At 56.7% G+C, this 13,231-nt stretch carries 13 protein-coding genes and 1 tRNA gene; 10 read left to right on the forward strand and 4 right to left on the reverse strand.

Features of this window, described 5'->3' with window-relative positions; all coding sequences use genetic code 11:
* Nucleotides 1–479 precede the first annotated feature (479 nt).
* The 4 genes from JXO48_04340 to JXO48_04355 are packed head-to-tail and all read right to left on the reverse strand — an operon-like array spanning nucleotide 480 to nucleotide 3,973.
* Nucleotides 480–1,259: a TatD family hydrolase gene (locus tag JXO48_04340; GenBank protein ID MBN2283101.1), complete on the reverse strand. Its 780-nt coding sequence runs from the start codon at nucleotides 1,257–1,259 to the stop codon at nucleotides 480–482.
* Nucleotides 1,260–1,296: 37 nt separating this feature from the next.
* Nucleotides 1,297–2,130: an ABC transporter permease gene (locus tag JXO48_04345; protein ID MBN2283102.1), complete on the reverse strand. Its 834-nt coding sequence runs from the start codon at nucleotides 2,128–2,130 to the stop codon at nucleotides 1,297–1,299.
* A 49-nt stretch (nucleotides 2,131–2,179) separates the two neighbouring features.
* Nucleotides 2,180–3,154 (reverse strand): ABC transporter permease, encoded by a 975-nt coding sequence (locus tag JXO48_04350; protein MBN2283103.1) that lies wholly within the window; start codon nucleotides 3,152–3,154, stop codon nucleotides 2,180–2,182.
* 15 nt (nucleotides 3,155–3,169) lie between these two features.
* Nucleotides 3,170–3,973, reverse strand: a complete 804-nt coding sequence (locus tag JXO48_04355; protein ID MBN2283104.1) for a sugar phosphate isomerase/epimerase — start codon at nucleotides 3,971–3,973, stop codon at nucleotides 3,170–3,172.
* A 711-nt stretch (nucleotides 3,974–4,684) separates the two neighbouring features.
* Between JXO48_04355 and aroF the strand changes: the two genes are divergently transcribed.
* From aroF to JXO48_04405, 10 genes are all read left to right on the forward strand, one after another.
* Nucleotides 4,685–5,713, forward strand: coding sequence for a 3-deoxy-7-phosphoheptulonate synthase (gene aroF / locus JXO48_04360; protein ID MBN2283105.1), 1,029 nt, complete (start codon nucleotides 4,685–4,687; stop codon nucleotides 5,711–5,713).
* Nucleotides 5,710–6,804, forward strand: coding sequence for a 3-dehydroquinate synthase (gene aroB, locus JXO48_04365; GenBank protein MBN2283106.1), 1,095 nt, complete (start codon nucleotides 5,710–5,712; stop codon nucleotides 6,802–6,804). The genes aroF and aroB overlap by 4 nt, the downstream gene beginning before the upstream one ends.
* Nucleotides 6,801–7,883 carry a prephenate dehydratase gene (gene pheA, locus JXO48_04370; GenBank protein ID MBN2283107.1) on the forward strand — a complete coding sequence of 361 codons (1,083 nt, stop codon included), beginning with the start codon at nucleotides 6,801–6,803 and terminating at the stop codon, nucleotides 7,881–7,883. The genes aroB and pheA overlap by 4 nt, the downstream gene beginning before the upstream one ends.
* Nucleotides 7,880–8,560, forward strand: coding sequence for a type I 3-dehydroquinate dehydratase (gene aroD / locus JXO48_04375; protein ID MBN2283108.1), 681 nt, complete (start codon nucleotides 7,880–7,882; stop codon nucleotides 8,558–8,560). Before pheA ends, aroD begins: the two co-directional genes overlap by 4 nt.
* Nucleotides 8,557–9,381 carry a shikimate dehydrogenase gene (gene aroE, locus JXO48_04380; protein ID MBN2283109.1) on the forward strand — a complete coding sequence of 275 codons (825 nt, stop codon included), beginning with the start codon at nucleotides 8,557–8,559 and terminating at the stop codon, nucleotides 9,379–9,381. The genes aroD and aroE overlap by 4 nt, the downstream gene beginning before the upstream one ends.
* Nucleotides 9,368–10,633: a 3-phosphoshikimate 1-carboxyvinyltransferase gene (gene aroA, locus JXO48_04385; GenBank protein MBN2283110.1), complete on the forward strand. Its 1,266-nt coding sequence runs from the start codon at nucleotides 9,368–9,370 to the stop codon at nucleotides 10,631–10,633. The genes aroE and aroA overlap by 14 nt, the downstream gene beginning before the upstream one ends.
* Nucleotides 10,630–11,178, forward strand: a complete 549-nt coding sequence (locus tag JXO48_04390; protein ID MBN2283111.1) for a shikimate kinase — start codon at nucleotides 10,630–10,632, stop codon at nucleotides 11,176–11,178. The genes aroA and JXO48_04390 overlap by 4 nt, the downstream gene beginning before the upstream one ends.
* Nucleotides 11,160–12,242, forward strand: coding sequence for a chorismate synthase (gene aroC, locus JXO48_04395; GenBank protein ID MBN2283112.1), 1,083 nt, complete (start codon nucleotides 11,160–11,162; stop codon nucleotides 12,240–12,242). The genes JXO48_04390 and aroC overlap by 19 nt, the downstream gene beginning before the upstream one ends.
* Before the next feature lie 47 nt (nucleotides 12,243–12,289).
* On the forward strand, nucleotides 12,290–13,045 hold the full coding sequence (locus JXO48_04400; GenBank protein ID MBN2283113.1) for a prephenate dehydrogenase/arogenate dehydrogenase family protein: 756 nt from the start codon (nucleotides 12,290–12,292) through the stop codon (nucleotides 13,043–13,045).
* Nucleotides 13,046–13,154: 109 nt separating this feature from the next.
* Nucleotides 13,155–13,231 (forward strand) — tRNA-Lys (locus JXO48_04405).

A 13,231-nucleotide genomic window follows, 5' to 3' on the forward strand; every position in this document is an offset into this window, starting at 1 on the left:
CCGTCATCAGGCCCTTTGACCTGATCCAGGCCGAGTAACCAACAACAACATAAACGGAAGAAGCCGGGAAGGAGCGATCCTTCCCGGTTTTTTTGTCTTTCTCTTCCGTTTGTAAAGGGAGGTCGGGAGGGATTTATACAAAAACAAGATCTCCCCCGTCCCCTCTTTGTCAAAGAGGGGGGCAAATGACATCAGGCAACTACAAGCTACCGGTCATTGAGGAGTGAAACGACGAAGCAATCCCATGGGTTTGTGATAAGATTGCCGCGCCCGCCTTCGCCGGGCTCGCAATGACGTCAGCAAGAATGTAGTGTGCCCATTTATCGGCGTTTTTGTTTTTTCTTCATGTCCTGAAATACGCCCGATGAATCGGGCAACTACAATAATGGATTATCGGATTACGGGATTAACGGATTAACGGATTACGAGTCCCGAATCCCCAGTTCCGAACCCCCAATCCCGAATCCCGTACCTTGCACTCAGGCACTTATTCTCTCACCCAACCCAAATATTTCCATGGCGTTGTGCGTGGTTATCCGCGCCAGTTCTTCAAAGGGCAGTCCCTTTACGGCGGCGACCTTTTTTGCCGTGTGGACCACGTTCGCCGGTTCGTTCCGGCGGCCCCTTCGGGGTTCCGGTGTCAGGAAGGGACAGTCTGTTTCCACCAGGAGCCGGTCCGCCGGTGTCTTTCGTACCACGTCACGCAGTACCTCTGAATTCCTGAACGTTACCGTTCCGGGAATCGAAATGTAGTATCCCCAGTCAAGACAGCGTTTCGCCATGGCAAAGTCACCGGAAAAACAGTGAACGATCCCGTGCACCCTCCCCTTCCACTTCTCAAGAACCGCCAGGATCTCTTCGTGTGCCTCCCGGTCATGAACAATGACCGGAAGTCCCAGTTCATGGGTCAGATCCATCTGCTCTTCAAAGCGCCGTATCTGGACATCCCGGGGAGACAGATTTCGATAAAAATCGAGCCCTATTTCACCATAGGCGACCACCTTCGCGTGTTTCGCCATCTTCCTCAGCGTATCATAGGTTCTCATATCGATGTCGCGGGCTGAATGAGGATGAACACCCACGGCGGCATAGACCCGCTCATAGCTGTCGGCCACGGTGAGGGCCTTCCCGCTGTCATCGACGTCGATGCCTACGGTAATGATATACTCAACGCCGTTTTGGCGGGCACGCCGGACCACCTCGTCCCGGTCCCGGTCAAAATCCTTCAATTCAAGATGAGCATGAGAATCAATCAGCATATCCACTCCATTCATTTCATTCGTTCGTGTTGAGCCGCTACTCCCGCAACCGGGGATCGAGGGAATCCCTGATGCCCTCACCGAGGAGATTGTAGCCGAGAACGGTTACAAGGATCGCCAGTCCGGGGTACAGGGACAGCCACCAGGCGATATCGATGTTGTCCTTTCCGGCGGTCAGGATGTTACCCCAGCTCGGTGTGGGCGGCTGGACACCGATACCGAGAAAGCTCAGGGCCGACTCCGTCAGAATGGCACCGGCAACGCCAAGGCTCGCGGCAACCAGAATCGAAGCCATTGCATTGGGCAGCATATGGCGGAAGATGATCCTGAGGTCACTGGCTCCGATCGCCCTCGCCGCCTGGATGAAGTCACGTTCCTTCAGTGAGATGAAATCGGCCCTTACCAGACGTGTGATACCCATCCAGCTTGTCATTCCAATGACGATCATGATGTTCCAGATGGAGGGCTCCAGGATGGCGATAACAGCCAGGATAAGAAAGAACGAGGGAAAACAGAGCATGATATCCACGAAGCGCATGATGACGGCATCAACCCATCTTCCGTAATACCCTGCGACGGCGCCGAGAATCGTGCCGATGAATATGGCGATGCCCGTCGCCACGAAACCGACCTTCAGGGATATTCCCGCACCCCAGATCATCCTGCTGAGGACATCCCGTCCAAGCTGGTCCGTCCCGAAGATATGAACCGCCGACGGCGCCGAAAGCACATCTCTGAGATCGATCTCGCTCGGATTATAGGGCGAGAGCATCGGCGCAAAGATGGAAACGACAAAAAGCACGGCAACGACCACACCCCCCGCCACGGCCATTTTGTTTCTTAAAAAACGGAACCAGAAATCGTTTTTCATATTCACCATCGGTTTCACGGACATGTTTCCCCGCACCGGTTCCCGGAACTCACGACACCCTGATCCGCGGGTCCGCGAGGGCATAGGAAACATCGGCTATCAGATTGCCGAGAAGCGTCAGTATTGCTCCGATAAAGAGAATCCCCATCACCACCGGATAGTCCCGTGACATAACGGCCATGTAGAAGAGCTGCCCCATGCCCGGGATCGCAAAGATAGTCTCAAAGATCACACTGCCGCCGATGAGCCCCGGTATGGACAGGCCGAGAATGGTGATGACCGGGAGCAGCGCGTTCCTCAAAGCGTGCCTGTATATCACGACCCGCTCGCTCAGGCCTTTCGCCCGGGCGGTGGTTATATAATCCTGCCTGATGACTTCCAGCATGTTGGAGCGCATATATCGCGAAAGCCCCGCGAGACCGCCGAACGCTGAAAGAAGGACCGGCAATAAGAGGTGTTTCGCCAGGTCGAGGACGGCCGCCCCGGGTGAAAGATACTCAGCGTTGAGCGAACGTATGCCGGAGATGGGCAGCCAGTCAAGGTGGATGCCGAAAAGGATCATCAGCAGAAGTGCAAGCCAGAAGGTGGGAACGGCGAATCCCACAAAAACGACGACCGTCGTTATTTTGTCGAACAGGCTGTCTCGACGCACCGCCGACAGGACCCCGATGGGGATGGCGATCACGATGATGAGGACCATCGAAAGGACATTGATGGTGATCGTGATGGGAATACGCTCGGCGATCTTGTCGACGACGGGACGATGGTCCGTGGAAAAGGATTCTCCCAGGTCGAGGACGGCGAGTTTTTTGACCCAGAGGAGATACTGAACATGAAGAGGCTTGTCCAGATCGTACATCGCCATGAAGCGTTCCCGTGCCTCGGCGGAGACATTGGGATTCATTTCCGTCTGCAGGTCCGTGGGCGAACCGGGGGCAAGGTGGATCACAATGAAACAGATGATGGTGATCCCGATGAGGAGGGGAACCATGGTGAGCAACCGCCGGAACACGTATCGGATCATGAAGCCATCTCCCTTCTACTCGGCGGCGGCCGGCAAATTCATGGTCTCCAGGTTCTTCACGGTACGGCGGAACGTTGACACCTCGTGGGGTTCCAGGGTTATCACCGGCTGCGCATCCCTGGCCGCCAGGTACTCGAAGAGATCCGGAAAGGGGAAGCTCCCCTCACCCACGGGTTGATGTTCATCCTTCTTCCCGTCGTTATCGTGAAGATGCAGCTGGCCCAGGTATTGACCCAGCCTGTCGAGCCATTCCGCCAGCGGCGCTTCTGAAAAGACGTTGAAGTGACCCGTATCAAAGCAGAAACAGAAGGGACTCGATCTTTCAAGGGAATCGAAGAGCCGCCCGAGCCAGACGGGATCTTGTTCATAGACGTTCTCCAGGGCAACGACGGTGTTCATCTCCGCCGCCCGCCTGAGAAAATGGTTCCAGGTGTCCCGGCTGTTCTCGAGCCAGAGCTCCTCGTTGGACACGTAATACCGATCATCGAAAGAGGCATGACACACGACCGTCACCGGTTGGAAAAGGGGCACCAGGTCAAAGACCTGGTTCAGGCGATCCATCGTCACCTCTCGTATCCGTCTGTCAATGGCTCCCGGCCGCAGGTCGAAGAACGGTGCGTGAAAGGTGATCGTCAATCCGGCGTCACGGAGCCGTGAAGCCGTTTCGGCGAAATCGTCGCGCCGGAAACGGTCAAGAACGAAACAGTTAAAGCCGATCTCGGGATTGATCCGCTCCCGCAGGACCATTGGCAGGTATTTTTCCACCAGCATGAGATAGGGCATATTGACCTGAACCCTCTCCAGCACGGTTCGTTTCATAAGCAGTCACCACCCACACAAGGCACATATCCTGGAAACATTGTATCACCCTCTATCACAACGCCTTCCTTTTAACAACAGGAGTGAATAAGGGATTACGGATTACGGGGTACGGATTACGGGGTACGGATTACGGGGCACGGATTACGGAGTAGGTTTCTCCCCTCCCTTTCGTAAAGGGAGGTTGGGAGGGATTTATACAAATGAAAATCTCCCCCCTCCCCTCTTTAATAAAGAGGGGAGCAACAACAGACATTCACGTTCCCTGTATCTGGCACTCTGTCGCTTTGCCCCTTTGTGGCTCTGGAGAGCACCCGATGAATCGGGCAACTACAACCAATATGAACTCAAGGACTTACGAACTTAGGACCTTCTAATCCTTAATCCGACTACCCCGTAATCCGTATCCCGTAATCCATGCCCCATATTTTCCCTTGACATCCCGCCGGCTGTCGCGTATAAGCTCTCTACATTGTGAAAGGTATGCGGGAATGAAAACAACAATGGGCACAACCTATTTTTGGTTTAGCTACTATTATTATTTTGGCGAACCGGTTTGCCCGTTGCCCCTCAGTACCTAAACCACAGAAAAATCGAAAACAGAGGCCATGGGTGAATCGGAAGATTCACCCATGGCCTTTTTATTTTCAGGCCATGGAGAGAAAACTATCCATGGCCTTTTTTTCGCAGAAAAAAGAGGAGGACACATCGGTGATCATCGTCATGAAGAGAACGGCAACGGAAGAACAGATTCAGGCGGTCATAGGATGGATCGAATCGATCGGATACCGGGCACATCCGTCACGGGGAACCGAATGCACCCTCATCGGTGCCGTCGGCGACCAGCGGGGCAAGGAGCACCTGAAGTTCGTCGAGTCCATGGCGGGTGTGGACAAGACCATCCCCATCCTGAAACCTTACAAGCTTGCAAGCAGGGAAGTGAAACCGGGCAACACGGTTGTGAAGGTCGGAACCCTGAACATCGGCGGCCCCGGCTTCATCGTCATGGCAGGCCCCTGTTCCGTTGAAAGCGATGAACAGATGATGGAAAGCGCCTATGTTATTAAAAAAGGCGGTGGTCATATTCTCAGGGGCGGCGCATTCAAACCGAGGACTTCGCCGTACAGTTTTCAGGGAATGGAGGAAGCCGGCCTGAAGCTCCTCAAAAAAGCCAGGGAAAAGACCGGATTGCCGGTCATCACTGAAGTCATCAACACGACCGATGTGGACCTTATAGAGGGATATGCCGACATCCTGCAGATCGGGGCACGGAACGTCCAGAACTTCGCCCTTCTGAAAAAGGCGGGCGCGGCGCGGAAACCGGTGCTGATCAAAAGGGGGATGATGACAACGATCGAGGAACTGCTCATGTCGGCGGAATACGTCCTTTCAGCGGGAAACGATAACGTCATTCTCTGCGAGCGGGGCATACGGACCTTCGAGACGGCGACGAGAAACACCCTGGACATCAGCGCCGTCCCCGTTCTGAAAGAACTGACCCACCTGCCGGTCATCGTCGATCCCAGCCATGCCGCGGGGAACTGGAAATATGTTCTGCCGCTGGCGAAAAGTGCCTTGGCGGCCGGCGCCGACGGCCTCATGATCGAGGTCCATCCCGAACCGGAAAAGGCATACTCCGACGGCAAGCAGTCCCTGAAACCGGAAAAGTTCTACCAGCTCATGGATGAACTGCGGCACCTGGAAGGACATCTCAAAAAAGAAGGAGCGGCACTGCAATGAAAAAGATCAGCGTGACACTGGACGGGAACCATCTCTCTTCTCATGACGTCTGTATCGGGAAAAACATCCTCGACAGGATCGGGTTCCTCATCGCCGGAAGCGGCGCCGTTTCCCGGCGCGTTATCATCAGCGATTCAACTGTAGCATCCCTCTATGGCGAGGCGGTCCTCGAAGCATTTGGAAAAGCGGGGGCCGATTGCGCCATGATCACCTTTCCCGCCGGCGAGGAATCCAAAAACATCGACACGGTCCTTGCCGTCGTTTCGGACCTGACCACGCTCCAGGTGGACCGGGCGTCCGAACTGATTGCGCTGGGAGGCGGGGTTACCGGAGATATCGTCTCCTTTGTCGCGTCGATCTACATGCGATCGATACCGTATGTCCATGTGCCGACGACCCTGCTCGCGCAGGTCGACAGCAGCATCGGCGGCAAAACAGGCATAAATCTTCCGGCGGGGAAAAATCTTCTGGGGACCTTCCATCAGCCCCGGGGGACCTATATCGACATTCAATTTCTAAAAACCCTGCCTGAAGAAGAATACCTGAACGGCCTGTCCGAGATCGTCAAATACGGGGTCATTGAGGACACGACGCTGCTCGACCTTCTTGAAAACAGCATCGAAGATATTCGTGAGAGGAAACCACAGCTTTTGCGGCAGTTGGTTGAGCGGTCCTGCATGATCAAGAAAAACATCGTCGAAATGGACGAGACGGATCGGGGGCTTCGTCGAATTCTCAACTTCGGCCATACCCTGGGGCATGCCGTCGAGGCCGAATCGGGATACCGCGTCTCCCATGGAAAAGCGGTCGCCCTGGGGATGATCGCTTCCGCCAGGATATCTGAAGAATTGAAATACCTGACACACCGGGAGCGTATCCGCATAGAAACGATCATCGGGGAACTGGGGCTCCCCTGTCAAATTCCCGCCAAGATCAGCACCGCCGGCATCATTTCGCGTCTCAAGCACGACAAAAAGAAAAAGGGTGACGCGCTTCATTTCGTCCTGCTGAAAAAGCTGGGGGTCCCCTTCATGAACGGTGCCGTTGAAGAATCGCTGATCCACAACATAGTCGAGGATCTGAAACAATGAAGAATACATCATTGCGTGAATTGCGACGTCGGGTCCAGGACATGGACCGCAAGCTCACGTCACTTCTCAATGAGAGGGCCCGGATCGCCGTGGAGATCGGAATGGTAAAAACCGCCGAAGGCGGCACGGTGTATGACCCGCATCAGGAACGGCGCGTGTACGAACAGATCGGCACCATCAATGAAGGGCCGCTTCCCGAATCCTCACTCCGGCATATTTTCAGGGAGATCATATCGGCTTCCCGTTCCCTGCAGCAACCGTTGACGATCGCCTATCTCGGCCCGGAAGCATCTTTCTCCCATTTGGCGGCACAGTCCCACTTTGGTGGCAGCGTCTCCTTTTCGGCGCAGCCAAGCATTAACGATGTCTTTGACCGGGTCGAACGCGGGCAGGCCCATTACGGCGTCGTACCCGTCGAAAACTCGCTTGAAGGACGGGTCAATCTCACGCTTGACCGCCTGCTCACGACACCTTTGAAGATACGGGCCGAGATCATACTTCCCATCCGTCACTGCCTGATGGCGGCGGGGATACTCCGGGACCGGATCCTGCGGGTCTACTCCCATCCTCAGGCCCTCGCCCAGTGCCAGATATGGCTCCGGAAACATCTTCCCGACTGCTCGCTTCATGCCGTGGAAAGCACCGCCTTCGCCGCTCAAACGGCACGGAAGGACCCCGAGGGTGCGGCCATCGGGAGCAGGGAGGCGGCCGCCATGTACGAACTGAAAGTCATCGATGAAGGAATCGAGGACCATTCATCGAACGCGACGCGGTTCCTGGTGATCGGTGATGAAGGCGCCGGTTACATCGGTGGAGAGAAGACCTCTATCGTCTTCGGGACCCGGCATGAACCGGGGGCGCTGCATAGAGCTCTTGAATCCTTTGCAAAACGGTGCATCAACCTGGTCAGGATCGAATCCTACCCCCTCAAGGGAAGCCTCTGGGAATATCTTTTTTTCGTAGATTTTACCGGAAGCGAGGATGATGAGCGCATCGGTCAATGCCTCACCGAGCTCAGGGAGCGAACAACATTTTACCGCCATCTCGGCTCATATCCCCAGGGAGCGGCACGGCAATGATCTGTATCCCCGTCACTGCAACCAGCACGGCAATGGCCCGGGTCCGGATGGAGCACTGTGCTCCTCATGCCGACATGATCGAATTGCGGATCGACCGTATTGACGGACCCAAGCTTCCTGAATTGCTCGGAGAAACTCCATGCCCCGTCATCGTCACGAACAGAAAGAAAGCGGAAGGAGGATACTTTTCCGGCAGCGAGGAAGAACGAATTTCGACACTGCTGGAGGCGGTCCGGCTGAAAGCAGGATATGTCGACATAGAACTGAGCGCGGGAGAGGAAGCGACCGGAAGGCTGAAAGAAGCGATCGGGGCGAACGGCTCCGCAACAAGGCTGATCGTCTCCTACCATAACTTTGCAGAAACACCCCCGGACGGGGTATTACGGAACATCCTTACCGAAGCCGCTGCGGTCGGTGCCGATATTGTCAAGATCGCAACCTGGGCGACGGTACCGGCGGACAATATCCGTATCCTGTCCTTTCTCGAAGCCATGACGACATCCGGAGCGGACGTCATCGCCTTCTGCATGGGAACCGAGGGACGGGTCAGCCGGTTGCTGGCACCCGTCTTCGGCTCCTATCTTTCCTACGCGGCCCTGGAAAAAGGCATGGAATCCGCCCCTGGCCAGTTCACCGCCGGAGAAATGAGAAGGTTCCTGGAGATGCTGCGATCATGAACAGGTCACCTGAACAACGATATGTCCTTTTCGGAAACCCCGTCGGACAGAGCCTGTCGCCGCTCATGCACAACGCCGTCTTCAAGCGCGAAGGGCTCAATGCGCGGTACCACGCCATGGAGATCGAAGATGCCGGGAAGATCATAGACACGATGAGGTCCGCGGGTATTTCCGGCGCAAGCATTACGATCCCCCACAAGATCGCGGTCATGCCGTACCTCAACGCGCTCTCTGAAAGCGCCGCCGCTGTCGGTGCTGTCAATACGATCACCCGTTCAGGAGACGGTTTCAGCGGTGACAACACGGACTGGCTGGGCATCGTCCGATCATTGAAGGAATCGATGGGTGTTTTGCAGGGAAAGACCTTCGCCGTCCTCGGCGCGGGCGGGACCGCGCGGGCGGCGGTCTTCGGCATCAAGCGGGAAGGTGGCCTCCCCGTCATCATCAACAGAACGCACCGGCGGGCGGAGATGCTGGCCGGGGAATTCAACTGCGGCGCCCTCCCCTTCACGGAACTGTCGACATTCCATGCCGACGTTTTCATCAACACGACACCGGTTGGAATGTTCCCCCATTACGATGAATCACCGCTTCCGGCCGACTGGGTAAAGAACTTTGAAACGATCATGGATGTCATCTATAATCCGGTTGAAACAAGACTTCTCCGCCACGCCCGAAGAGCGGGCCGGCGGACGGTTTCGGGACTTTCCGTTTTCATTTATCAGGGAGCGGAACAACTGCGGCTCTGGACGGGGATACAGCCGCCCGTAGCCTTCATGAGAACGATCATCGGTGATGCGTTCAACCATGAAAAGGATTAGAACAACAGGACATCTCAATGCAACGGTGCGGGTCCCCGGCTCGAAGAGCATCACCCAGCGGATGCTCATCACGGCCTTCCTGGCAAAGGGGGAAACGGTGCTCCGTAATGCCCTCCTCTCCGAAGACACCTCCTGCCTGATGGAGGCGCTTCGCCTTCTCGGAGCCCAGATCGAACATACTGCCGGCAGGATCACCATCACGGGAACGGGAGGGACCGTTCAGAACCCCGGAAAACCCATCCTTATGGGGAACAACGGCACCGCCATGCGTTTTTTGACGACCCTGACAACCCTCGGCAGAGGGACGTTCACCATCGATGGAAGCACCCGCCTGCGGGAACGGCCGGTAAAACCACTCCTGGACGCTCTGGGAGCCCTCGGGGCAACGGCCCATGGTCATGACGGACGCGGCCGGCCGCCCGTCACCGTTCAGGCGGCGGGCACACTGCGCGGAGGAACGGTAACCTTCACGGACATCGACAGCAGCCAGTATGTATCGTCCTTGCTGCTGGCGGCCCCCTGCTCGGGAAAAGGCATTGCCATCATGCTCGAAGGCGCGACCGTTTCCATGCCGTACGTGGACATGACCATCGACGTGATGAACCGTTTCGGCGTGTCCGTGGCAAGCGAGGAGAACCGTTTCCTTGTTACGGCGCCGCAGTGGTACCGGGCCAGCGATCATGTGATCGAAGGCGACCTGTCAAGCGCTTCCTATTTTTTTCTCGCGGCGGCCATCCGCGGGGGAACGGTCAGGGTCCTGAACGTCGGCACGGGAAGCCGTCAGGGGGACCGGCGATTCCTTGACATCCTGTCGGACCTGGGCTGCAGGATAACCAGATGTGCCGAATGGATCGAGGTCACCGGCGTTAAGCTTCACCGGGGCGACCGTTGCTATGACATGGCGGACATGCCCGACATGGTCCCTTCCCTGGCGGTGCTTGCCGCCTACCGTGAAGGGACGACCATGATCGAACGCGTTGCCCATCTGCGGAAAAAGGAAAGTGATCGATTGCGGGCGCTGGCATGCGAGCTGAACCGGATCGGCATCACCGTCCGGGAAAAAGCGGACGGACTGGAGATCACGGGAGGAGCGCCTCGGGGAACGACCATCAGAACCTATGACGACCATCGCATTGCCATGAGTTTTGCCGTGGCCGGGCTTGTCACGGAGGGAATGGACATCGAAAATGAGGGGTGCGTCGAAAAGTCCTTTCCCGGGTTCTGGACTGAAATGGAAAAACTGTACGGATGAACACCATCATTCTCATCGGACATCGCTGCACGGGAAAGACATCGGTGGGGAGGCTTCTCGCCCACCGGCTCGGCCTCGACTTCATTGACGCAGACGAGCTCATCGAGTCCCGCTCGAACCTGACCGTACGGGAAATCGTCGCGCGCGGCGGCTGGCCCCTGTTCCGTGAAAAGGAAAAGGAAATCCTGCGCGAACTGGCCCGGAGGCCGGATGCCGTTATTGCCGCCGGCGGGGGTTCTTGTGATGATCCGGAAAACCGGAAACTTCTGAAAGAGGAAAATCTCGTCGTCTGGCTCACCGCCGACGCAGAGACCATCATCGAACGGATGGGGCTTGACACGCAGAGCGGAGAGAGGCGGCCGTCCCTGACGGGAACCGATGTCCTGGAAGAAACGATGTCGCTCCTCTCACAAAGAGCGCCCCTGTTCAGAGAAATAGCCGATCTCGCGATCGACACCACGGGGAAAACCGTGGCAGATGTGGTCGGGCTGATCGTGGATTTCAGACTTCATGCAAAGGAGTTCTCATGTCCGGAAGTTCAATAGGTGTCATTTTCAGGGTCACCACCTGGGGAGAATCACATGGTGCGGCGCTGGGGGCCGTGGTTGACGGATGCCCTGCCGGCATCGACCTCACGGAAGCCGATATCGACCGCGAGACAGGGCGAAGGAGTCCGGGAAAGGACTCCGCTGGTTCACCCCGCCGGGAAAGGGACCGGGTGGAGATCCTCTCCGGTGTTTTTCAGGGGAAAACGACGGGGACCCCGATCTCTTTGCTCATCAGAAACGAGGATGCCCGTGAGGCCGATTACGATGCCTTGAAGGACGTGTTCCGGCCCGGCCATGGAGATCTCACCTATCACAAAAAGTACGGGTATCGGGACCACCGAGGCGGCGGCCGGGCGTCGGGGAGGGAAACGGCCGCCCGGGTGGCGGCCGGCGTAATCGCCAAAAAAGTGATCGCCCCGGAGGACATCACCGTGACCGCATTTACGAGAGAGATCGCCGGTATCGTTGCATCAGGGTATGATCCTGAAGAGGTCGTCCGGAATCAGCTTTTCTCTCCCGACGCGAAGGCGGTACCACTCATGGTTCAAGAATTGGAACGGGCCGGACAGGAGGGTGATTCTCTCGGGGGAATCGTTGAAATACACGTCACCGGCTGCCCCGCCGGCCTCGGAGAACCGGTCTTCGACAAGATCGACGCCGACCTGGCAAAGGCGCTGATGAGCATCGGAACGGTCAAGGGCGTGGAGATCGGCGCCGGTTTTCAGGTCGCCCACATGACCGGCTCGCAGTGCAACGATCCCTTGTCACCCGAAGGATCTCTGTCGAACAACGCCGGCGGCATCCTGGCGGGGATCACGAACGGTGAAGACATACTGATACGGATAGCCTGCAAGCCCATCGCTTCCATCGGGAGAACACAGAACACCATCGATATCCATAACAACCCCGTAACCATCTCGGTGGGAGGGAGGCATGACGTCTGCGTCATCCCCCGGATCATTCCCGTCTGCGAGGCCATGGTCGCCATCGTTCTGGCAGATCACCTGCTGCGGCAGCGGAGGATGGGGGGAAGCGAGAGACGTTGCAGTGATGAAGAATAAAGGGCAACAGAGCCTATGGATTTTCACAAAGTCGACAATGGTGGACCATGAAGGATATTACCATCGGAATCATCGGCGGCACGGGCGGTATCGGGAGATGGTTCGCCCGATATTTCCAGCGTGAAGGCTTTGCCGTCAGCGTATGGGGAAAAGAAACGGGTTTCGACTCACGCCAGGTGGCGGACACCTCTGACGTTGTCATCATCGGTGTCCCCATCGGTGAAACCTGCTCGGTCATCGAAAGGATAGGTCCCTACCTGAACGCACGATCCCTCCTGATGGACCTGACTTCGCTGAAGGCCGGTCCGGTGGCCGCCATGCTCGCCTCGTCGGCCGCCGAGGTGATCGGGCTCCACCCCCTCTTCGGGCCGTCTCTCCGTTCCATGTCGGGACAGAACATCGTCTATTGCCCGGCCCGTTGCAAAAAGTGGCTCCCCTGGGTGAAAGAGGTACTCGAACGGGGCGGCGCCCGGCTCTTGGAGTCGACGCCCGAGCGTCATGACGAGCTCATGTCCTACGTGCAGGTCCTGACCCACCTCAACACGATCACCATGGGGCTTGTTCTTGAAAAAGCCGGTGTGGACCCGGCGGAGATCAGACGGTTCTCGACCCCTGTTTTCAGGACGAAACTCTCTTTCATACAGAAAGTATGTGAGAAGAACCCGCTCCTGTCGGCGGAAATCATCGCCGGCAATCCCCACGCCGCAGACATCCTGTCCCGCTATGAGGAAAGCCTCGGCGAGCTCAGAGACCTTATCGAAGATGGAGACGCTTCGGCAATCGTCGACAGGATCAGGAAATAACGAAAGAGACCGGCATCATCGTCCCGTTATACGGGAAGAAAACATATTTTGTTCTTGACAAGCGAAAAAGCTTCCTGTTAGGTAAATCGCTTTCAAAGAGGAAACACGGGGGCCGTTAGCTCAGTTCGGTAGAGCAGCGGACTTTTAATCCGTTGGCCAGGGGTTCAAATCCCCTACGGCCCACCA

It is taken from the genome of Deltaproteobacteria bacterium, assembly GCA_016933965.1.
In the GTDB taxonomy this organism is placed as follows: Bacteria; Desulfobacterota; Syntrophia; order Syntrophales; family UBA2210; genus JAFGTS01.